This is a genomic window from Gillisia hiemivivida (assembly GCF_007997295.1).
GTDB lineage: Bacteria > Bacteroidota > Bacteroidia > Flavobacteriales > Flavobacteriaceae > Gillisia > Gillisia hiemivivida.
Genome location: NZ_VORY01000027.1, coordinates 14,690 through 36,812, shown reverse-complemented (window position 1 = coordinate 36,812; position 22,123 = coordinate 14,690). Strand labels below are relative to the sequence as shown.

The following is a 22,123-nucleotide window of genomic DNA, read 5'->3' as shown; positions in this document are numbered from 1 at the left end:
TCAATGAAATAAAAATTATCTTAAACTAGAGATTCCTCAATTCTTCGGAATGACAAACTAAAACACCTTGTATTCCTAAGCAAAGCGAAGGATCTCAATGAAATAAAGAATATCTTAACTCGAGATTCCTCAATTCTTCGGAATGACAATAAAAACAACCTTGTCATCCTGAGACCTGTGATAAAAAAATTTATCTAGCGGAGGAAATTGACGTATGAAAGATGCTGAAACTCCCGATGCTTCGGGACAGCATGACGGCAGTTAAAACAGTATCGTCACCCTGAACTTGTTTCAGGGTCTCTTATTCGGATTAACTTTGAAAATACGTCAATGATAGCAAAGCGAAGGATCTCAATGAAATAAAGAATATCTTAACTCGAGATTCCTCAATTCTTCGGAATGACAAACTAAAACACCTTGTCATCCTGAGACCTGTGATAAAAAAATTTATCTAGCGGAGGAAATTGACGTATGAAAGATGCTGAAACTCCCGATGCTTCGGGACAGCATGACGGCAGTTAAAACAGTATCGTCACCCTGAACTTGTTTCAGGGTCTCTTATTCGGATTAACTTTGAAAATACGTCAATGATAGCAAAGCGAAGGATCTCAATGAAATAAAGAATATCTTAACTCGAGATTCCTCAATTCTTCGGAATGACAAACTAAAACACCTTGTCATCCTGAGACCTGTGATAAAAAAATTTATCTAGCGGAGGAAATTGACGTATGAAAGATGCTGAAACTCCCGATGCTTCGGGACAGCATGACGGCAGTTAAAACAGTATCGTCACCCTGAACTTGTTTCAGGGTCTCTTATTGGGAGTAACTTTGAAAATACGTCAATGGTAGCAAAGCGAAAGATCTCAATGAAACAAAAAATATCTTAACTAGAGATTCCTCAATTCTTTGGAATGACAAACTAAAACACCTTGTCATCCTGAGCGTAGCGAAGGATCTCAATGAAGCAAAAATTATCTTAACTCGAGATTCCTCAATTCTTCGGAATGACAAATTAAAACACCTTGTATTCCTGAGCGTAGCGAAGGATCTCAATGAAATAAAAATTATCTCAAACTAGAGATTCCTCAATTCTTCGGAATGACAAATTAAAAACCTTAGTCATTCACAGTTTCCAAAGCTTCTTTCTTCTTAAGATCCATTCTTCGGAAATAATCTTTAGCTGCTTTTAAAACTTTTGGAGCAAGGATCAATGTTGAGATCATTGTTGGAATTGCCATCAAAGCAAAGAAACCATCAATTAAATTGATCATCATACTTAAAGTAGTGGTTGCACCCATCAGAATACTTAAAATATAAAAGTAATTGTAGTAATGCTTCTTATCTGCTCCCATTAAAAATGAAAGACATTTTGTTCCATAGTAAGAATAAGAGAACAAAGAGGAAATACTAAAAAATACAATACAGATCAACAATATATAATTTCCGTAAAAGGGCATGGCATCATTAAAAGCAGCAGCGGTTAAGCTTACTCCGTTCTGATCTGAAGTTTGCCAAACTCCGGTTACTAAAATAGCTAAGGCGGTTAACGTACAAACCACCAAAGTATCTATGGCTGGGCCTAACATAGCAACCAAACCTTCTCTAATTGGTTCGTTCGTCTTAGCAGCTCCATGAGCCATAGGTGCTGTTCCGATACCGGCTTCATTGGAAAATGCTCCTCTTCGGATTCCTAGAATTATTAGTCCGCCTAAAACTCCGCCTAAAAACGAATCTCCTGTGAAGTTATCTGCAGCAAAAGCATCGGTAAATATCAAACCAAAATAATAAGGCACCTGATCTGAATTCACGAATAAAATAATAAGTACCGAAATAAAATACATCACCACCATCAGAGGCACTAATTTGGAAACCGTTTTACTTATCCTGGAAAGACCACCAAAGATCACTACAGAAGTTATTGTTACTAAAATTAAACCAATTATTAAATTAGAACCAAGCCCTACTTCTACTCCATTTGGTTCCAGCAGAATAAAATTGATAGCCTGAGTTAACTGATTCACATTAAAAACGGGAAGCGCTCCTACCAATCCAGCAACACTAAACATCACAGCCAAAGCTTTCCATTTCTTACCTAATCCTTCCATAATAAAATACATAGGACCTCCTTGGATATTGCCATCAGAATCTTTCCCACGATACATGACCGCTAAACTATTAGTAAAGAATTTTGTAGCCATCCCAATAATAGCACTAACCCACATCCAGAAAATAGCGCCAGGTCCACCAATTGCTATAGCCACCGCAACTCCGGCGATATTACCCATTCCCACGGTAGCAGATAAGGCAGTAGATAATGCCTGAAAGTGACTTATTTCTCCAGGATCATCTGGATTATCATATTTCCCTCGCAATACTTGCAGCGCATGACCCAAATATCTAAAAGGGAGAAATTTTGAAATAATAAGGAGATAGAAACCACCACCAATTAGCAAAATTAAAAGAGGAAGTCCCCATACAAAAGAGGCAAAATCGGCAATGAATTGATCTATTTGAGTCATAAATAAATAGGGCTACAGATTGGTGTTGCAGTTTTAAAAATTGAAAATAATATATTTTCGATGAAGGTAAAAAGATAATCCATTTTACCAGATCATTTTTTTAAATTCGTTCAATAAAATAATTAAAGACAAACACACGAATGCCTCGCAATTAACAGAATGGAGTTACGTTCAATATTTTAGAAATCTAACAATTAGAAAAGTGAATTATAAAAGAGAAAAATCAAAAGTGATGATTGTAGGATATTTTTAACATTTCTTGAAGAAATAAAATTTTAACAAATGTTAAGAATATATTTTCTCCATTCCAATATTAAACATTTTCTAGTGAAATTGAAATTTTCATGTAAGAGATCCATAAATACATGAAATTCTTTTAATAATAGTTATATTCATGTTTCATAAAATTTCGTGAAAATGGCACATTGTTATCAACAAACTACTTAGACTTTTCTTAAATTCATCCAAAATATATTCTTATATGAGTTCCTTAGAAAAGATTTCCGCACTACAAAGAAACAATGTCAAGGTACTTGGCAGCGGAATTCAGCCTATGCTATTTGCTCATGGGTACGGTTGCGACCAGCATATGTGGCGCTATGTGTACCCTGAATTTGAAAAAGACTATAAGGTCATTCTCTTTGATCACGTAGGTGCAGGTAATTCTGACAATAATTCTTATTCCAAAGAAAAATACGATGAGCTTTTGGGGTATTCAGAAGACATCTTAGAGATTTGCGAAGAGCTGGACTTAAAAGATGTGATTTTTGTAGCTCATTCGGTAAGTTGTATGATAGCTGCACTTGCAGCAAATCTGGAGCCTTCACGATTTTCAAAATTAATTATGATAGGACCTTCTGCAAGATATATTAATGATGATGGTTATGTGGGTGGTTTTTATAAAGAAGACATAGACGATCTTATGGAGGCCTTAGACAGTAACTACTTGGGTTGGTCTGCTAATATGGCTCCTGTTATAATGGGTAATCCAGATAAACCGGAGTTGGGTGAAGAGCTTACCAATAGTTTTTGCCGAACCAATCCGGAGATCGCAAAACATTTTGCCAAAGTTACTTTTTTATCTGATAATCGTAAAGACTTGACATCTGTAGTTGTACCCACTTTGGTATTACAGTGTTCTCAAGATATTATAGCTCCCGTAGAAGTGGGCCAATATGTACACGATAATCTTCAGAATTCTGAATTTCAGATCTTAAATGCAACCGGACATTGCCCTAATCTTAGTGCTCCGGAGGAAACTACCCTTGCTATAAAGAATTATCTTGCAAGTACGACTCAATGAGTATAACAAATAAGCATAGTATCCCTAAAGGGAAAGTTACTGAAACTGCAGAGGAATTATATGAAAATTCCCCGTGCGGCTATGTTTCATTCTTAACAGACGGGACTATATATAATATTAACCGCACCCTACTCTCTTGGCTTAATTCTACCAAAGAGGAGATAATCTATGTTAAGAAATTCCCCGATCTTTTTAAGATAGGAGGGCAAATTTTTTTCGAAACTCATTTTTTTCCATTAATACGCATGCAAGGCTTTATTCAGGAAATCAATTTTGATATTGTTAAAAAAGACCGTTCTTCTTTTCCCGGACTTATAAATGTGAATGAGATCCCCGCCAAAGGAAAGAATCCGCTTACCTATCGAGCTACCATATTTGACATTACCGACCGTAAGAAATATGAAAAGGAACTAATGGCAGCCAAAAAGAAGGCTGAAGAAGATTCTCATGCTAAGGCAGAGTTTTTATCTACTATTAGTCATGAAATAAGAACTCCGCTACATGCTATTTTAGGAATTGGAAATCTCTTAAGTAAAACCCACCTCAACGAGGATCAAAAGGAATATGCAAGAATCTTACTGCTCTCATCTGAAAATCTTCTAGGGCTGGTAAATAATTTGCTAGATCTGAGTAAAATTGAAGCTGAAAAGGTGGAACTGGAAAAACGAGATTTCAATATTAAAAATATGGTTAAAATGCTGCAGCAAACTTTTAGGGTAAAGGCTGCAGAAAAGAATATAGACTTGTTGGTAGAAATGGACGAAAATGTACCACAAGAACTAAGTGGAGATCCGATAAAGCTCTCGCAGATACTTACCAATCTTATTGGAAACGCCATTAAGTTCACCAAAAAGGGATCTGTATCAATTATTATTGAACATCTGGAAACAGGAAGTAATGAGTCCCTGTTTGGATTTAAGGTATGTGATACGGGAATGGGAATCCCACAAGACAAATTGGAAGCTATATTTCAGGAATTTTCTCAGGCTAGTTACGATGTGAATCTGGAATATGGCGGCACTGGGCTTGGTCTTACAATTAGTCAAAAACTACTCCACCTGCATAAATCAGAAATGAAAGTGCAAAGTATAGAGGGTCAAGGCTCCGAATTCAGCTTCGAGATCTGGTACGAGGTTAATGAAAATTATTCTTGCCCTAAGGATAAAAAAATTAGCACAGAAGATCGAAAAATCTTAGAATCGTCCCGAGTGCTGGTAGTAGATGACAATCCTGCCAATATTTATATAACTGCTCAGTTTTTAAATGATTGGAAACTCGAAAACGAATCGGCAAAAAGCGGTTTTGAAGCGATAGAAATGTTAAGGAAAAAGGACTTTGATCTTATCTTGCTGGATTTACACATGCCCAAGTTGAATGGATATAAAACTGCTAAGGAAATTCGTGCTCTGAAACTGAAAAAACAACCTATTCTAATAGCTTTATCTGCTTCAGAAAGAGGAGAGATCAACTACAAACTTAAAAAGGCAGGGTTCCAAGATCACGTACCTAAACCCTTCCAGCCAGAAAAACTACTGGAAATGTTAGTACATTACTTACATAATCCAGACCACCAAGAGATGAAAAAATATCCTCTGACCAATCTAGAGTCGGTTGAGGAAATGGTAGATGAGAAAGAGATTCAAGCCGTAAAAAACACGTCACAACCTCAACTAGGGCAGAGTCCATCTTTTAATGTCTCAAAATTTGTAAAGATGTCTAACCACAATGCACTTTATCTAGATAAATTCATCAAAAGCACCTTAGATGCACTAGTAACTTATGAGCAAGAATTTCTGGATGCTGTAAAAGCCAACAGTACCGAAATGCTTGGAGATCTTATACATAAAAGCACTATGTCTATGTTCTATATTCAAGCAGACAATCTCAGTAAATTGATGGAGGAAGTAAGGATCTTGATAGAAAAAGATGTTACGGCTACAGAAATACTTCAGAAGAAATCTAAGGCATGTACCGCAGAATTCAAGAAGATCATTGAAGGCCTAAAGAAGTTGAAAGCAGGTGAAATTCTAGCTATTTTAGATTAGGGATTTTTTTAATTAGAATAACATCTAAATCAAAAAAGCGCACCTAAAGCTGTGCTTTTTATTTATAAGCAACTCGGTATAACAAGTCCATTTATTAAACTTTCTCACAAAACTCCAATCAAAAAGCATAAACAAACTTATACCCCAAAATTTAAAAAGGGAGTAGGTATGTTAAAAACATTCCGGCTAAGTGGTCATACTTCTGAAAAGGTATTCTACAACTACATTGAAGCTTGTCTTATCAAACACTTAGAAAACATTTCTAAGCAAGTTTTATTTAATTAGTGATCTTATAACATAGTAGTTTCAACCATCGGTACAATTAAGTTTAAAAAAGTTCAAGAGATGCCAGAAACATTTCACAGGCTAATGATTAATAGATCCATTTCCTAAATGGAGTTGATAACAATATTTTCATAAAAAGCTTTAAACTACTTCTGTACCGATAATTATCTTTACAAAAAGCTATATTACTTTGTATAATAGATGTTGTAAACAATTTAAGACAGGGTGCAAAAAAAGTAAAATAGATGAGTCTCGAAGAACTAACATTGCTCAGAAAAGAATTACACATATATCCTGAGCTGTCGGGGCAAGAGACAGAAACGGCTGGACGGATTAAGAAATTCATAGAAAAATATCATAATGCCAAAATAATTGAAAATATTGGAGGGAATGGGTTAGCAGTTATAACTGAGTTTTCAAATAGCGGTCCCACTATTGTAATTCGCTGCGAATTGGATGCTCTTCCTATTGTAGAAGAAAATAACTTTCTGCACCGTTCTATCAATAAAGGCATATCCCACAAATGTGGCCACGATGGTCATATGGCCATTGTAGCCGGACTGTTCTTTTGGCTAAAAGAACAGAATTTTAAGAATGGAAAAGTGATATTGCTTTTTCAACCGGCTGAAGAAACAGGTGCCGGTGCGCCAAATGTTTTAAACGATAATAGGTTTAGTGAGTTAAAACCGGATTATATATTTGCATTGCATAATGTTCCCGGTCATCCAATTCATTCTATTATAACCATTAACGGCAATTTTTCTTCTACTGTGCAGAGTGTTGCTATCCAACTGAAAGGTAAAGAGTCGCATTCTGCTGAACCTGAATATGGAGTGAATCCGGCATTGTGTATTGCTGAGCTTATACAAAAATTTAATAGGTTAAATAATAATGACCCTGCGAAAGAAGATTTCAGGTTATGTGTACCCATTTATTCCAGCATGGGAGTGAAATCTTATGGCATTTCTGCCGGGTATGGCGAGATACATTATACGTTAAGAACCAAAAGCATAGAGAAAATGGAAGGGCTAAAGCAGGATGTTGACAGGATTCTTTTAGAAGTTTGCTCAAAACATAAATTGCCTTACACAGCAAAATGGTTTGATTTTTTCCCCGCAGTTTTTAATGACGAGTTCTGTACCCAAGTCATTACAGAGACAGCAAAAATGCACAATTATGATATCATTAATAAAATTACCCCTTTTAAATTTGGAGAAGATTTTGGCTGGTTTTCTAAAAAACACAAGGCTGCCATGTTTGGCATTGGAGCCGGGCTAGAATCCCCTGCCCTACATCAAGCCAACTATGATTTCCCTGATGAAATCATAGAAACGGGAATGAACATGTTTAAGGGAATAATTAAAAGAATATTAACGCATCCAAAATGAAACTATGAAAAGCGACAAAATGAACAGTAAGAAACAAGGAACAAAAGCGGTATGGGGAGGGCAGAGCGAATTGTTCTATCAGGGAGCTACTCAGGTACCTATCGTAAATAGTGTAACATTTGGATATGACAACGTGGATGACTGGTTTGATGTGGCCATTGGGAAGAAAGAAGGGCATATCTATAGTAGAAACACCAATCCAACGGTAGCAGTTTTTGAAGAAAAAGTAAGAGTTCTTGAAAATGCCGAAGCAGCTACTAGCTTTTCAACAGGTATGGCCGCAATAAGCAACACTTTGTCAACTTTTTTATCCCAGGGCGATCGCGTTGTTTCTATCAAAGATACTTATGGTGGTACGAGTATTGTGTTTTTAGAATTTCTTCCTAAGAATGGAATTGAGGTAAGCCTCTGTGATACCACAAATCATGAGGAAATTGAAGCAGAAGTAAAAAAAGGCTGTAAGATGCTATATCTGGAAACTCCTACAAATCCCACCTTAAAAATACTGGATTTAAAAAGGCTCATTAAGGCTGCCCACGAAGTTGGGGCATTAGTTGTTGTAGACAATACATTTGCTTCGCCAATCAATCAACAGCCTCTGGAGCTTGGCGCCGATATTGTTTTGCATAGCGCTACAAAATATCTGGGAGGTCATTCCGATGCAATGGGAGGAGTAGCTTGCGGTAAAAAAGATTTAATACAACAAATATTTCATTATCGGGAAATCAACGGTGCCAGTTTGCATGCAAATACTGCTTACATGTTATTGAGGGGAATCCAAACGCTGGAATTGAGGGTTTTGAGACAAAATGAAAATGCCATGAAGTTGGCTGAACATCTGGAAAGACATAAAAAAATTGAACAGGTTTTTTATCCAGGACTGGAATCACACCCCGGACACAAAATTGCATCAAGCCAAATGACAGGATTTGGAGGAGTATTATCCTTCTCTGTTAAAGGAAATTTCGGCAAAGTGAAAGTGTTTTTGAATAGTTTGGAGCTGGCTCATTTGGCAGCAAGTTTAGGTTCAGTAAGTACACTTATAGGCCCACCAAAAGTAACAAGTCATGTTGAAGCCACAGAAGAAGAGCGAAAACAGTTGGGTATTCCTGAAACCTTAATACGATGTGCGGTGGGAATAGAAAATATAGAAGATATTATTGCTGATTTTGATCAAGCGCTTTCAAAAATCTAATTAGCAACCCATTGAACGCAACAATTCCATAATTTAGTTAATCCAAGTTGAAGTAAGCCGCTTCTAAATCGGCTAATTTTTTGAGTAGCATCCTATATGTGAATGTGCTACAAAAAAACTTTTAAACCAAATAGCAGCATTTTTATAGATACAGGATAAACCTACTGCCTCATTTTTCAAACCTTTTTGATTAGATTTCAGTTGCTTTTTACTAATGGGCTATTGCGGAAATATGAGTCACCTTGTTTACCTGCCTTAATCCCAATGTGTTCATTTTGTTCAGCCCTATAGAACTATTGCGTTATCTATATTCAAACAGAGAATAAAATCAAGAGCCTCGGGGCAAGCCCGCCCGAACGGTACGGGCGGGCCCACTAGGTATGTCCCGATGGTTCGGGAGGAAAATACTTTTAAAAATTCGAGGCAAGCCCGCCTGAATATTTCGGGCAGGCCTCGGGGAACCTGCCCAGCCGGTCAGGCGGGTTAATCCCTCAATGAGGGATTAAAATGACATGCTCAAAATCAGCTTTCAATCCTTAAAAATTGTCTACAACTATATTAAAATTTCTCTGGAAAGATTAGAACAATTTTCTAAGCATCCTTTCTTTAATTATTGATCTAATGACATAGTATTTTCAACCATCGATAAAATTAAGTTTAAAAAAGCTCAAGAACTGCTAGAAACATTTTATAGGGTGATGACTAATCGGTACATAAACTAAATTGAGCTGCTCTCAATACTTTTAAATACAATGTCCAACTGCTGTTATCTCGATAATAATCTTTATAAAATGCTATATTCGTTTTTATAATATGAGTTAGCTGCAAGCTGAAAAAAAATCCAGATGCCAATAGAAAACATACCTGAAATCTATATTGAGGACAAGGAAGAAAGTCCTGATTTATTCGTCTATGATTTTAAAATGACCAATGATATTGTTAAAAGCAAGGTCAATTTAGGCATGAATATGTTTAGCTTTTTACAAGTTGGAAAAAAACAAGTTCATTTTGCTGGAACAGCAGTTGCAGTAAATAAAGACCAATCTTTATTGCTTAAAAAAGGAAATTGGCTTTGGACCGAATTGTTGGATACAAATGCGACTTATTATTGTAAACTCTTCTTTTTTTCGGATAAAAAGCTTAAGAATTTTTTAGATAAATATTCTGAATTTCAATCCATCGCAAAAGATGGATCACCTTATTTCATTATCAGAAATGATGCATATATCACTTCATATTTAAATTCTTTATCCACAATTAGTGAGGTACCAACAGTTTTTATGGAGAATTTACTTGCTGTAAAATTTGAAGAATTGATGCTTTATCTTCTACAGAAATATGGAAGAAAGTTTGAAATCTATTTACATTCGTTAATAGTTAAGGAAAAGTCACAATTTAAAAAGATTGTTGAAAGTCAAATAGATTCAAACTTAAAGCTAGAGGAAATTGCATTCCTATGCCATATGAGCCTATCAACCTTTAAGCGCTATTTCATTAAAGAATATAATGTGTCTCCAGGAAAATGGCTGCAGGATAAACGGCTTCAAAAATCGAAAGAAATTTTGGAACAAGGAGATTTAAAACCATCAGACATTTATTTAGATTTTGGGTATAACAACCTTTCAAATTTTAGTACTGCATTTAAAAATAAATTTGGTTTCAGCCCAAAAGAAGCTTGATTATAGCTTTTATTTTCCGTATTTAATTCATTTTCAGTCAAATAAGATTAACTTCACTCTTAAAGCTCCCTAAATATTTGTTGCTTGACCTTATTTACAAATTATTGACCTGTTTTCATAAGCGTTAACCAGCAAAAGTAACTTAAATTGAAAACTAAATTCGATTGAAAATATTTATTAGTTTAATTAAAATCAGAACATTATGTGCAAAAATCATGGAATCGCCTATAAAGGAACAGGAGAAGTAGAATTAATGGAAATAGACTATCCCAAACTGGCTTTGGGAGATCGAAAATGTGAACACGGTGTTATCTTAAAAATAGTGGCCAGTAATATTTGTGGTTCAGATCAACACATGGTAAGGGGAAGAACCACTGCCGAAAAAGGCTTAATTCTAGGGCATGAAATCACAGGAGAAGTCATAGAATGTGGACGAGATGTTGAATTTATCAAAAAAGGAGACATGGTTTCAGTTCCCTTTAATGTTGCTTGTGGTCGTTGTGTAAATTGTAAAAAAGGACTAACGAATATCTGTTTAAATGTAAACGGAGATCGCCCAGGAGGCGCTTATGGATATGTAGATATGGGTGGATGGATTGGAGGCCAAGCCGAATATGTAATGATACCTTATGCGGATTTTAACTTATTAAAATTTCCAGATAAGGATCAAGCCATGGAAAAAATATTGGACCTGACCATGCTTACTGATATTTTCCCGACAGGGTTTCATGGAGCGGTTATGGCAGGTGTAACTGCTGGTTCAGTTGTGTATATTGCAGGTGCAGGACCAGTAGGTCTCGCTTGTGCCTCAAGCTGCCAATTATTAGGTGCAGCTGTAGTGATCGTGGGCGATATGAATAAAGCCCGTCTTGCCCATGCCAGAAGTTTTGGTTGTGAAACCATTGATTTAACCAACGGGATTCCTGTAGAAGAGCAAATCGCTATGATTGTCGGGATCCCCGAAGTCGATTGCTTCGTTGACTGTGTAGGTTTCGAAGCTAATGGACACGGCGCCTCCGCAGGGGAAGAAATGCCTGCCATTGTATTAAACCAAGCTATGGCGATTACTAAAGCTGGTGGATCTATCGGAATTCCAGGTCTATATGTGACCGAAGATCCAGGAGCCAAAGAAGAGGCCGCAAAACAAGGAAGTCTGAAAATTCGTTTTGGATTGGGATGGGCTAAATCCCATTCATTCCATACCGGACAAACTCCTACAATGAAATATAACAGACAATTAATGAATGCCATATTGCACGATAAAGTAGATATCGCCAAAGCCGTAAATGCGGAAGTAATAAGCCTGCAAGATGCACCTAGAGGGTATGAAGAATTTGACACCGGAGTTGCTAAAAAGTTTGTTATCGACCCACACGGCATGATAGCTTCGTAGTTTGACCCTTTTTCATAAGTTACTAAACTATTTTGGTAATTGAATTAATAGATTCTCAGTTTAAATTTGCATTGAAATAATAATAATATTAAAACATAAATTATGAACATTACATTAGCACAAGCAGAAAAAGCAATCGCAGCAGCCAAAGAGAAAGCTATCGCAATAGATACCAAAATGAATATTGCAGTAGTAGATTCCGGAGCAAATTTAGTTGCTTTCGGGCGTATGGATGGCGCTTGGTTAGGTTCGACAGATATCGCTATCAAAAAAGCTGAAACAGCGCGCTACTTTGATATGAATTCAGGAAGTATCGGTGAATTATCTCAACCTGGAGGTTCTTTATTTAATATCGAACATTCTAACAACGGATTAATTACATTTCCTGGTGGAATTCCAATTAAAAATAAACAAGACGAAATTATTGGAGCTATTGGAGTAAGTGGAAGTTCTGTTGAAAATGATCACACCGTTGCAGAAGCTGGAGCATCAGCAATCTAATAATATACTAATTAATTTAAAGAGGATAATTAAAACTAATTATCCTCTTTTTTATTTCAAATTATTATGAAAAAGATTTAGCTGAATTTATTGGCACATTTGCATTGGTTTTTTTGTGGCACAGGAGCTATTATCGTAATTGAGCAAAGGAACTTTAAGATAAATAGGAATTTCATTAGCTTTTGGAATAATAGTAAGTGCAATGATTTATGTTTTCGGAGATATTTCTGGCTCACACGTTAATCCATCCGTCACCATTGCACCGTTAAAGGAAAATTTACATCAAAAAAAGAAGCTCTATTCTATATTTCTAAACAAATCATTGGAGCTTTTGCGGCAAGTGGGTTGCTGAAATTTATGTTCCCTGAAAACCTGAGTGGGGTATAATCGAGCGTTAAACTTAACCAAAAGTCTCAGTTTTAAAGCTATTCCAATAGGCTCTTGGTATATTTTTTGGTTCATCCCTAGTCATGGAACAAACGAATGAAAATAAGACGCAAAAAGAAGGCTTCGTTGCTGTATGTGGAGCCCGGCAAAATAATCTTAAAAATGTATCTCTGGAAATTCCTCGCGATGCTTTGGTAGTATTTACCGGGGTTTCTGGGTCGGGCAAATCATCACTTGCTTTTGGCACCTTGTATGCCGAAGCTCAGCGAAGATATCTCGAATCTGTGTCGCCCTATGCAAGGCGACTTTTTCATCAAATGCCAATACCTGAAGTAGACAAGATCGAAGGTCTGCCTCCGGCGGTTGCTTTACAGCAGCAGCGAGGTTCAGGAACTACCCGATCCTCGGTCGGCTCAGTGACCACATTGTCTAACTTGTTGCGCATGTTGTATTCCCGCGCGGGCGATTATCCAGAGGGACAAGCTCTTTTATATGCTGATTCATTTTCAACAAACACACCAGAAGGAGCCTGCCCTCAGTGCCATGGACTTGGTAGAGTATATCAGGTAACAGAAAAAAGTATGGTACCCGATGATAGCCTTAGCATTCGGGAAAAAGCCATAGCTGCCTGGCCCACTGGTTGGCAGGGACAAAATCTTCGTAACATTTTAATCACTCTAGGTTACGATATTGATGTTCCGTGGAAAGATCTCCCTAAAAAAGAACGCGACTGGATCTTATTTACAAACGAACAACCACAGGTGCCGGTATACCCAGGCTTAGAACGGGACGCGGTACAAGTTGCCATTAAAAGTAAGAATGAACCAAGCTACATGGGTACTTTTACGGGTGCAAAAAGAAATGTACTACGCACCTTTGCAAATACGCAAAGTGCATTGATGAAAAAACGCGTGTCGCAATACATGCTGAGCAGCGAATGTCCTACCTGCAATGGTAAACGCTTAGGTCGCGAATCTCTTTCGGTGACTTTTGCTGGTTATGATATTGCCGACATTTCTAGGCTGCCTATTAAGAAGTTGCTTACTATTTTCTCTCCTTATAGCGATGGTTCGGCGCCGGGTTTGGCTAAATTCAAACAACAGCAGGAGAAAGCAATGGTGGCACATCGGATCGCCGAAGATCTTGTTGCGAGAGTAAGTGTTTTATTGGAATTAGGACTTGGCTACTTATCCTTGGAGCGCAGCACACCTACTCTTTCTCCTGGTGAACATCAGCGTTTAAGACTTGCCACTCAGGTACGGAGTAATTTATTTGGGGTGGTATATGTATTGGACGAGCCTTCTGCAGGATTGCATCCCGCTGATACAGAAGCTTTACTCAAAACTTTGGATAGATTAAAAGCTACCGGTAATTCACTTTTTGTAGTTGAGCATGAGTTGGATGTGATTCGCCATGCCGACTGGATAGTAGATGTAGGTCCGGATGCTGGCGAAGGTGGCGGAGAAATTTTGTACAGTGGTCCACCGGAAGATTTAAAAAATATTCCACGGTCTAAAACCAGAGAACATCTTTTTAATGATCTGCCTTTTAAAAAGTCACCACCCCGGACGCCCACTGGATGGCTGAAATTGAGCGGAGTTACCAGAAACAATTTAATTAATCTTGAGGTATCCTTACCTTTGGGTGTGTTAACCAGTGTTACAGGTGTGTCTGGTTCGGGTAAAAGCAGTTTGGTCAGCCAGGTATTGGTAGAATTAATGTCCACCCAATTAGGAAACGGAGATTCTCCAGAAGAAGAATCAGAAGATGCCTTGCAACAAGACGTTGTAGCTACGCTAGGTGGTAAAATTACCGCAGGTTCAGAAGACATAAAGCGTATGGTCGTGGTCAATCAGAAACCAATTGGAAGAACACCACGCTCCAACCTTGCGACCTACACAGGCTTGTTTGATGTGGTGCGAAAATTATTTGCCTCAACAAAATTAGCTAAATCGCGTCATTATAATGCCGGTCGATTTTCATTTAATGTCGGAAAGGGTCGTTGTCCTAATTGCGAAGGCGAAGGCTTTGTAATGGTTGAACTCTTATTTCTACCAAGTGTCTATGCTCCCTGCTCTGTTTGTGGCGGTACTCGATATAATGACGAAACTTTGGAAGTAACTTATCATGATAAAAATATTGCCCAGGTTCTTGACATGACCGTAAATGAAGCAACGGAATTTTTTGAGAAAGAAGACCGAGTAAGTCGCCCCCTTAAAGTATTGCAGGAAGTAGGTTTGGGCTATTTACGTTTAGGTCAGCCGGCAACTGAGCTCTCCGGTGGAGAAGCGCAGCGCATAAAGCTTGCTAAAGAACTCCAGCGTCCAAGTCGTGGAAATATACTTTATATTTTAGACGAGCCAACTACGGGCTTGCATCCAGCTGATGTAGAAAAATTACAACTTCAGCTTGCAAGATTAGTTGATGCCGGCAACACTGTAATTGTGGTAGAACATGATATGCAAGTTGTGGCTGGAAGTGATTGGATTATTGACATAGGCCCCGGAGCTGGAGAAGAAGGTGGAAAAGTAGTAGCAGCAGGAACGCCAGAAAAAGTCGCAAAAAATATACAAAGTAAAACAGCAATTTATTTAATGAGAACATTAAATGGTCACCCTTAATTAGTAAAATCTTTTTATGATATTAGAATGTATTTCTATTCAACGAAGATAGAACAAGACAAAAATTATGAACTCAAAAGTTACATCTAGAAACTAAAAAACAGTTCCTAGTTTAGCTACTTGAGTTTACTAAGCCCCTTGACAATCAATCAAGAACCTCGGGGGCAAGCCCGTCCGAACAGTACGGGCGGGCTCACTAGATATGTCCCGATGGTTCGGGAGGAAAATACTTTTAAAAATTCGAGGCAAGCCCGCCTGAATGAAATTCTTTTCGGGCAGGCCTCGCGGAACCTGCCCAGCCGGTCAGGCGGGTTAAACCCTTAATGAGGGATTAAATATGAAGAAATGTTAGAACCAAAAGAACACGAGAAAGAAAGAGAGAGATTAAAGGATTTAGAATCATATTCTATACTTGACACCCTTTCAGAAACTGATTATGATGATATAACTGCTATTGCAGCAGGTATATGTGGAACTGAAATTTCTTTAATTAGCTTAATTGATGATAAGCGTCAATGGTTTAAATCTCATCATGGCTTAGACGTAACAGAAACACCAAAAGAATATGCCTTTTGTGCTCATGCTATAAATGATCCAAAAAATGTATTCACTGTTCAAGATGCCAGAATAGACGAACGATTTCATGATAATCCCTTGGTAACCAGCGATCCATCCTTAGTGTTTTATGCAGGTGTTCCTTTAATCAGCGACAATGGCCTTCCTCTTGGGACTTTGTGCGTGATTGACCACAAACCAAGATTATTGAGTCAAAGTCAACTCCAATCTTTAAGAGCCTTAGGACGTCAAGTGATGAATATATTAAATCTCAGAAAAATTAAATTAACCTTAGAAAAAGCTTCTGCAAATTTAGAAGAAAAAAATTTAGAGTTAGAGCGGTTTGCATTTGTCGCTGCGCATGACCTTAAATCTCCATTAAATGGCATTATCGGGTTGTCACAACTACTTTCTGAAAATTATAATTCTCAGGTTGATAATGAAGGAAAGGAAATGCTCAGTTTAATTTCAAAATCAAGTGAAAACTTAAAAAAACTTATTGACGGATTACTAGAATACAGTAGAAGTGAGAATGTATTAAAAGAAAATAAATCACAGATAAATCTCAATAGTTTGATAGATGAGCTTACTGGTCTTTTTGTTTATGAGCACAATTTGACACTTAAATTAGAGTCTTCAATTACTAATATAGAAATGAATAGAGCTGCTCTGGAGCAAGTTTTGATAAATCTTATTACTAATTCGATCAAATATAATGATAAGAAAAATGTAGAAATTGAAATTGGGGTGTCAGAATCAGTCACTCATTACGAGTTTTATGTTCAAGATAATGGATTAGGAATAGCTTTAGAAAATCAGGAAAAGATTTTTGAAATTTTTGAAGTTCTTGGAAATGAAGATAGGTTTGGTATAAAAGGTAACGGAATAGGTTTAGCAACAGTAAAAAAAGTAATAGAAAATAGTGGTGGCTCAATAAAAGTAGAGTCAGAACCAACAAAGGGAGCCAGGTTCATATTTACATTTGAAAAGTAACCTGTGCCAATAGCGGTTATTACAAATAGCGGGCATATTACTAAAATTTCTGTTTTAAACATCAAAATCAAGAACCTTGGGGCAAGCCCACGAGGCATGACTTGGAAAATACTTTTAAAAATTCGAGGCAAGCCTCGGGAATTAAACCCTCAATGAGGGATTAAAAAAACAACTAAGACGACAAGATTGAGTCCCCAATCCAAGCTTTCTTGCGTAAATTAAGTCCGATATAAAACATTTGAATGTTGTCTAGAGCATTAGAATACTTGTAGTTTGAAAAATCTTATAAAACGTAGTTACTATAACTCCTTTACAATCATTTAAAACAACAGACAATAACCGTTTTTCTTCTTTTACCTTTAAATTAAATGGAGGAGCTAATAAGTTTATACCACTTCGTTTTTTTAGTCTAATTCCTTGTCCAGATATTAACTCTTTATTGGGTACAAAGTCTCCTTCCGGTAAATGTTCAGTTAAAATAACATATTTATAATCAGTCAACTTACTCACTAGGCTTTGTACTTCAGCATTTGATAAATGTTGCAGTACTTGTCTTAGAATTACACAATCCCCAGAAGGCAGATCATCTACTGCTATATCCAAACAATGGAATTCTAAATTTTCTGCTTTAAATTTTTCTCTATTATATTCTATAAGGTTTGTCACTATATCTACCGCAACATATTTCTTAGTATGCTTAACCAATTCTTTTCCTACATTAAAATCCCCACAACCTAGATCACATACCCTTAGAGGATTTTTAAAAGATGTTAAAAATGATATTAAAACCTCTAAATATGGATTTATTATCTCCGGATCATGAGACCCTAAACCTGAATAAAAATCAGATTTGTTGTCACCCCAAAGTTTCATTTCATAAACCTGCTCCATAGCATCTTTGGTGGGCCAGGGCTTTTTTATTATTTTAGTTCCATTTTCTTTTTTCTTCATGAACACGCTATTGGTCAATACAATCTATAAAAGCATAATTATATGTATTAATATAAACGCACAAGTTATACCTAAAAAACTATAGTAAAACTCACGAAACATTCGATCCTTGAGCTAGCTCAAATTTCATTCAAAAAAAAAGCCCACCTTTCGATGAACTTTTATTGTGCCAGCGAAGGATTACCCGTGGTGATCCCTCAAAGCTCCGCTTTGAAAATAGGAAAGGATAAAAATTATTTACGAGCAAGCTCGACAAATTTTTATCCTTTCCTATTTATTCGTGACCGCGAAGGGATTCAAACCCCCAACCCTCAGAGCCGAAATCTGATGCGCTATTCAGTTGCGCCACGCGGCCAATTCAATTATCAATAAACAATTACCAATGATCATTGCTTATTGTTAATTGTTTATTGTTAATTGCTTACTGTAATTCTCTCTTAACGATCATCGAAATAGTCTTGCCATCAGCTTTTCCAGCCAATTCTCCAGAAGCCATTCCCATTACTTTTCCCATATCCTTCATTCCTGAAGCACCAGTTTTAGTAATAATGTCTTTTATTTTCTGCTCTATTTCTGCTTCGCTTAACTGAGCTGGTAAAAATTGCTCGATCACTGCAGCTTGATCCAATTCTGGTTGTGCCAGATCTTTTCTGTTCTGTTCCTTATAAATTGCAGCGCTGTCCTTGCGTTGTTTTACTAATTTCTGAAGCAACTTCAACTCCTCTTCTTCAGATATTTCTTCCTTAGTACCGGTTTCTGTTTGCGCCAATAATATTCCACTTTTAATGGCACGCAGAGCCTCTAATTTAACCGCGTCTTTAGCACGCATAGCAGCTTTCAATTCGGTCATTACCTGGTCCTGTAAACTCATATTAAGTGTATTAATTAAGACTGCGAATATAAAAATAAAACCTGAAATTCTTTGGGGAATTTCAGGTTAATTGTTGGGGTAAATTTAAGCTTAGTCTACGTTATCGTGTAAAAACGAATTGTTACTTCTAAACTTAAGATCGTCATTATCACCTCCCAAAGTTGTTCTGGAAAGCTTCTCTTCTTCCTTTCGGGAATTTTCAAGATCTATGCCTGCACGTTTATATGCTGGTTGCTTTTCAATTTCATCTATTTGAGCGGCGTTACTTCTAAACTTATAGTTGAATTCCTTCATTTTTGCTCTTCTTTCTGCAGCTCTTTCTATTAAGCCTTCAGAAATAGGATTGTCAAAAGGATCGTTCTCATGGTCTGATATTTTTTTCTTTTCAGGTTCGGGAGCCACCGTCTTCTTCTCGAAAACTACATGCTCTTCCTCTTTTACTTTTTGCTGAACAGGTTTCGACTTTTTAAGCATTTGCTCCACTTCCATATAATCATCCAGACTATAACGCTTTTCTCCAGTTGAAGAATTTTCAGTTACAGGAATGATCTCAATTGGCTCGTTCACTTCCATATCCTTGGTCTCATCATTAAGATCATGGATAATTCGCTGGTTTTTTGGCTTTTCTGCTTCAAAAGACCCCTGAGACTTTTCTCCAGTCTTAGGTTCTTCTTTAGACTGTTTCTGTTCTGGATTAATAGGGAAATCAAAAGTGAACATGAACTGATCTTCAGATTCATCTTCTAATTTTTCTTTTTCCTGCTTCTCCAGTTTATTTATTTTCGCTGAAGTGTCTGTAATTATAAAATCATCTTCCTTATAAGACACTTCCTCGTAATCCACATTCATATTTCTGGCACTTGGAGGGGTGCGAAGATCTTCTTTTACTTCTTGAGTCTTAGAGTTATCTTCTTCTCCTAACGTATGAACGATCTTTTGCTCTTTTTCTTCTCCTGGTTCTTCTTCATTAAAAGCAGGTCTTTGAAATTTATTCTGATCAAAATTGTGAACAGCTTTTTGCTCATCCTCTAAAGTGTGGATGATTCTCTTTGTTTCGGTATTAACAATTTCATTTTGCTGCTCTACATTAAAACCCGTGGCAATAATTGTTACTGCGATTGCATCTTCTAAACTTTCATCTTCACCAACTCCCATAATGATATTGGCACTATGTCCAGCTTCATTTTGAATGTGATCGTTGATCTCTCCTATTTCATCAATAGTGATCTCTTCAGAACCAGAAACGATCAATAACAACACATTTTGAGCTCCTTTAATTTTGTTGTCATTTAACAACGGAGAATCTAAAGCTTTGATGATCGCATCATTTGCTCTACTTGCCCCAGATGCAAATGCCGACCCCATAATAGCAGTACCACTATTACTAAGAACCGTTTTAGCATCACGTAAATCGATGTTTTGTGTATAGTGATGAGTAATAACTTCTGCAATTCCTCTGGAAGCAGTTGCTAATACTTCATCGGCTTTTGAGAATCCAGCTTTAAAACCAAGGTTCCCATAAACCTCTCTTAATTTATTATTATTGATAACAATTAGAGAATCTACGTGTTTTCTTAGGTTTTCTACTCCAAGTTGAGCCTGTTCATTTCGCATCTTTCCCTCAAACTGAAAAGGGATAGTTACGATCCCCACAGTAAGAATATCCATTTCTTTGGCTTGTTTGGCAATCACAGGGGCAGCTCCTGTTCCGGTTCCTCCACCCATACCAGCGGTAATAAACACCATTTTTGTATTGGTGCCAAGCATGCGTTTGATTTCCTCACTACTTTCTATAGCGGCGTTTTCACCCACTTTTGGGTCTGCGCCAGCTCCTAAACCTTCTGTTAAGTGAACACCTAACTGAATTTTATTGGGAACCGTGCTATTTTCCAAGGCCTGGGAATCTGTATTACAAATAATAAAATCAACTCCCTTGATTCCTTGTTGAAACATGTGATTGATGGCATTGCTACCACCCCCTCCTACTCCAATAACCTTGATCACGTTGGATTGGTTTTTGGGTAAATCGAATGAAATATTTCCGAATTCTGTACTGCTCATAAATCCTTTTTTACTGGTTCTATATTCTTATTCTGCGTTGTCTAAAAAATCTTTGAACTTTTCAGCCCATTTATCAAAAACACTCTTTTTAGTTGTTTTTGAATTTGCTGAAGTAGGTTCATCCTCTTCATCTGTATTAAAGGAATGTGTTCCTTCTTCTACCATTACTTCTTGTTCTACCGTACCCGCCTGGTTTTGAAACTTAGCATTCTTTTGCTCTAAGCTATTCAATACCAAACCTACTGCAGTTGCGTAAAGCGGACTCGTAGTTTCTGTATCACTATCTCCTGCCAAATGCTCATTAGGATACCCAATTCTGGTATCCATTCCGGTAATATATTCTGCCAGTTGCTTTAAATGCTTCAACTGTGCACCACCACCGGTAATTACCATTCCGGCAATTAATTTTTTCTTCTGCTCCCCGTGTCCGTAGTTCTTAATTTCAAGATAAACTTGCTCTATAATTTCTACTACACGCGCATGGATGATCTTAGAAAGGTTTTTAAGGGTGATCTCTTTTGGTTCTCTTCCGCGTAATCCCGGAATAGAAACGATCTCGTTATCCTTATTTTCTCCTGGCCAAGCCGATCCAAACTTGATCTTTAATAATTCTGCCTGCTTTTCTATAATAGAACAGCCTTCTTTAATATCCTCTGTAATTACATTTCCACCAAATGGGATCACCGCTGTATGACGAATAATTCCATCTTTAAAAATAGCAAGATCTGTTGTTCCACCTCCTATATCGATAAGTGCTACTCCAGCTTCTTTTTCTTCCTGACTCAACACTGCATTTGCAGATGCCAAGGGCTCTAAGGTTACTGCTGAAAGTTCTAAACCAGCGCTTTTCACACAACGCCCAATATTTCTAATAGAAGAAACCTGACCAACCACTACATGAAAATTAGCCTCTAATCTTCCTCCATACATTCCTATTGGCTCCTTGATCTCTGCCTGCCCGTCTACTTTAAATTCCTGTGGCAAGACATGGATAATCTCTTCTCCCGGTAACATTACCAGTTTATGAACCTGATTGCAAAGTGTATAAATATCGTCGCTATCTATTACCTCATCCGGATTAGGACGGGTGATATAATCACTATGTTGTAAACTGCGGATATGTTGTCCTGCAATTCCAACTACTACTTCTTCTATTTTTAATCCTGAATCTGCTTCTGCTTCTTGTATCGCTTGTTGAATTGATTGAATAGTTTGGGTTATATTATTCACAACCCCACGGTGGACACCTAAACTCTTAGATTTTCCAATCCCTATAATTTCCATTTTCCCGTACTCATTCTTCCGCCCAATCATGGCCACGATCTTCGTGGTTCCAATATCCAGCCCTACTGCAATTTCGTTGTGTTCCATCCC

Annotated in this window: 15 protein-coding genes and 1 tRNA gene; 10 read left to right on the top strand and 6 right to left on the bottom strand. The window is 37.2% G+C overall.

Features of this window, described 5'->3' with window-relative positions; translation table 11 throughout:
• Positions 1–1,117: 1,117 nt before the first annotated feature.
• Positions 1,118–2,521 (bottom strand): alanine/glycine:cation symporter family protein, encoded by a 1,404-nt coding sequence (locus tag ES724_RS15130; RefSeq protein ID WP_146934494.1) that lies wholly within the window; start codon positions 2,519–2,521, stop codon positions 1,118–1,120.
• 481 nt (positions 2,522–3,002) lie between these two features.
• Between ES724_RS15130 and ES724_RS15125 the strand changes: the two genes are divergently transcribed.
• The 10 genes from ES724_RS15125 (at position 3,003) to ES724_RS15080 (ending at position 16,866) form a co-directional block, all read left to right on the top strand.
• A complete protein-coding gene (locus ES724_RS15125; protein ID WP_146934491.1) occupies positions 3,003–3,824 on the top strand; it encodes an alpha/beta fold hydrolase in 822 nt (273 codons plus the stop codon).
• Complete coding sequence (locus tag ES724_RS15120; RefSeq protein WP_146934488.1) at positions 3,821–5,869, top strand: PAS domain-containing hybrid sensor histidine kinase/response regulator; 2,049 nt, start codon at positions 3,821–3,823, stop codon at positions 5,867–5,869. The genes ES724_RS15125 and ES724_RS15120 overlap by 4 nt, the downstream gene beginning before the upstream one ends.
• Positions 5,870–6,399: 530 nt before the next feature.
• Positions 6,400–7,542 carry an amidohydrolase gene (locus tag ES724_RS15115; protein WP_146934485.1) on the top strand — a complete coding sequence of 381 codons (1,143 nt, stop codon included), beginning with the start codon at positions 6,400–6,402 and terminating at the stop codon, positions 7,540–7,542.
• Between the two features lie 4 nt (positions 7,543–7,546).
• The gene (locus ES724_RS15110) at positions 7,547–8,737 is read left to right on the top strand and encodes a cystathionine gamma-synthase family protein (protein ID WP_146934482.1); all 1,191 of its coding nucleotides are present in this window, start codon (positions 7,547–7,549) and stop codon (positions 8,735–8,737) included.
• Positions 8,738–9,582: 845 nt separating this feature from the next.
• The gene (locus ES724_RS15105; RefSeq protein WP_146934479.1) at positions 9,583–10,416 is read left to right on the top strand and encodes a helix-turn-helix domain-containing protein; all 834 of its coding nucleotides are present in this window, start codon (positions 9,583–9,585) and stop codon (positions 10,414–10,416) included.
• 202 nt (positions 10,417–10,618) lie between these two features.
• A complete protein-coding gene (fdhA, locus tag ES724_RS15100) occupies positions 10,619–11,809 on the top strand; it encodes a formaldehyde dehydrogenase, glutathione-independent (protein ID WP_146934476.1) in 1,191 nt (396 codons plus the stop codon).
• Between the two features lie 102 nt (positions 11,810–11,911).
• Positions 11,912–12,310 carry a GlcG/HbpS family heme-binding protein gene (locus tag ES724_RS15095; protein WP_146934473.1) on the top strand — a complete coding sequence of 133 codons (399 nt, stop codon included), beginning with the start codon at positions 11,912–11,914 and terminating at the stop codon, positions 12,308–12,310.
• A 202-nt stretch (positions 12,311–12,512) separates the two neighbouring features.
• Positions 12,513–12,662, top strand: a complete 150-nt coding sequence (locus tag ES724_RS17045; RefSeq protein ID WP_211362775.1) for an aquaporin — start codon at positions 12,513–12,515, stop codon at positions 12,660–12,662.
• 118 nt (positions 12,663–12,780) lie between these two features.
• Positions 12,781–15,318, top strand: coding sequence for an excinuclease ABC subunit UvrA (gene uvrA / locus ES724_RS15085; RefSeq protein ID WP_146934471.1), 2,538 nt, complete (start codon positions 12,781–12,783; stop codon positions 15,316–15,318).
• A gap of 345 nt (positions 15,319–15,663) precedes the next feature.
• Positions 15,664–16,866, top strand: a complete 1,203-nt coding sequence (locus ES724_RS15080; protein WP_146934468.1) for a sensor histidine kinase — start codon at positions 15,664–15,666, stop codon at positions 16,864–16,866.
• 249 nt (positions 16,867–17,115) lie between these two features.
• Here ES724_RS15080 and ES724_RS15075 read toward each other — a convergent pair whose 3' ends face one another.
• The 5 genes from ES724_RS15075 to ftsA all read right to left on the bottom strand — a co-directional run bounded on the left by ES724_RS15075 (position 17,116) and on the right by ftsA (position 22,120).
• Entirely contained in the window at positions 17,116–17,817 is a 702-nt protein-coding gene (locus tag ES724_RS15075) for a class I SAM-dependent methyltransferase (protein WP_146934465.1), read from the bottom strand.
• A gap of 281 nt (positions 17,818–18,098) precedes the next feature.
• Positions 18,099–18,172, bottom strand: a tRNA-Arg gene (locus ES724_RS15070).
• A gap of 66 nt (positions 18,173–18,238) precedes the next feature.
• Positions 18,239–18,688 carry a GatB/YqeY domain-containing protein gene (locus ES724_RS15065; protein ID WP_146934463.1) on the bottom strand — a complete coding sequence of 150 codons (450 nt, stop codon included), beginning with the start codon at positions 18,686–18,688 and terminating at the stop codon, positions 18,239–18,241.
• 90 nt (positions 18,689–18,778) lie between these two features.
• Positions 18,779–20,749, bottom strand: a complete 1,971-nt coding sequence (gene ftsZ / locus ES724_RS15060; RefSeq protein WP_146934461.1) for a cell division protein FtsZ — start codon at positions 20,747–20,749, stop codon at positions 18,779–18,781.
• A gap of 27 nt (positions 20,750–20,776) precedes the next feature.
• Positions 20,777–22,120 carry a cell division protein FtsA gene (gene ftsA / locus ES724_RS15055; protein WP_146934458.1) on the bottom strand — a complete coding sequence of 448 codons (1,344 nt, stop codon included), beginning with the start codon at positions 22,118–22,120 and terminating at the stop codon, positions 20,777–20,779.
• Between the last annotated feature and the right edge of the window lie 3 nt (positions 22,121–22,123).

What these genes read in the sequence shown, in the direction of transcription:
- ES724_RS15130 (WP_146934494.1), bottom strand. Translation starts at nt 2,521, where the DNA reads ATGACTCAAATAGATCAATTCATTGCCGATTTTGCCTCTTTTGTATGG.
- ES724_RS15125 (WP_146934491.1), top strand. Translation starts at nt 3,003, where the DNA reads ATGAGTTCCTTAGAAAAGATTTCCGCACTACAAAGAAACAATGTCAAG.
- ES724_RS15120 (WP_146934488.1), top strand. Translation starts at nt 3,821, where the DNA reads ATGAGTATAACAAATAAGCATAGTATCCCTAAAGGGAAAGTTACTGAA.
- ES724_RS15115 (WP_146934485.1), top strand. Translation starts at nt 6,400, where the DNA reads ATGAGTCTCGAAGAACTAACATTGCTCAGAAAAGAATTACACATATAT.
- ES724_RS15110 (WP_146934482.1), top strand. Translation starts at nt 7,547, where the DNA reads ATGAAAAGCGACAAAATGAACAGTAAGAAACAAGGAACAAAAGCGGTA.
- ES724_RS15105 (WP_146934479.1), top strand. Translation starts at nt 9,583, where the DNA reads ATGCCAATAGAAAACATACCTGAAATCTATATTGAGGACAAGGAAGAA.
- fdhA (WP_146934476.1), top strand. Translation starts at nt 10,619, where the DNA reads ATGTGCAAAAATCATGGAATCGCCTATAAAGGAACAGGAGAAGTAGAA.
- ES724_RS15095 (WP_146934473.1), top strand. Translation starts at nt 11,912, where the DNA reads ATGAACATTACATTAGCACAAGCAGAAAAAGCAATCGCAGCAGCCAAA.
- ES724_RS17045 (WP_211362775.1), top strand. Translation starts at nt 12,513, where the DNA reads ATGATTTATGTTTTCGGAGATATTTCTGGCTCACACGTTAATCCATCC.
- uvrA (WP_146934471.1), top strand. Translation starts at nt 12,781, where the DNA reads ATGGAACAAACGAATGAAAATAAGACGCAAAAAGAAGGCTTCGTTGCT.
- ES724_RS15080 (WP_146934468.1), top strand. Translation starts at nt 15,664, where the DNA reads ATGTTAGAACCAAAAGAACACGAGAAAGAAAGAGAGAGATTAAAGGAT.
- ES724_RS15075 (WP_146934465.1), bottom strand. Translation starts at nt 17,817, where the DNA reads ATGAAGAAAAAAGAAAATGGAACTAAAATAATAAAAAAGCCCTGGCCC.
- ES724_RS15065 (WP_146934463.1), bottom strand. Translation starts at nt 18,688, where the DNA reads ATGAGTTTACAGGACCAGGTAATGACCGAATTGAAAGCTGCTATGCGT.
- ftsZ (WP_146934461.1), bottom strand. Translation starts at nt 20,749, where the DNA reads ATGAGCAGTACAGAATTCGGAAATATTTCATTCGATTTACCCAAAAAC.
- ftsA (WP_146934458.1), bottom strand. Translation starts at nt 22,120, where the DNA reads ATGGAACACAACGAAATTGCAGTAGGGCTGGATATTGGAACCACGAAG.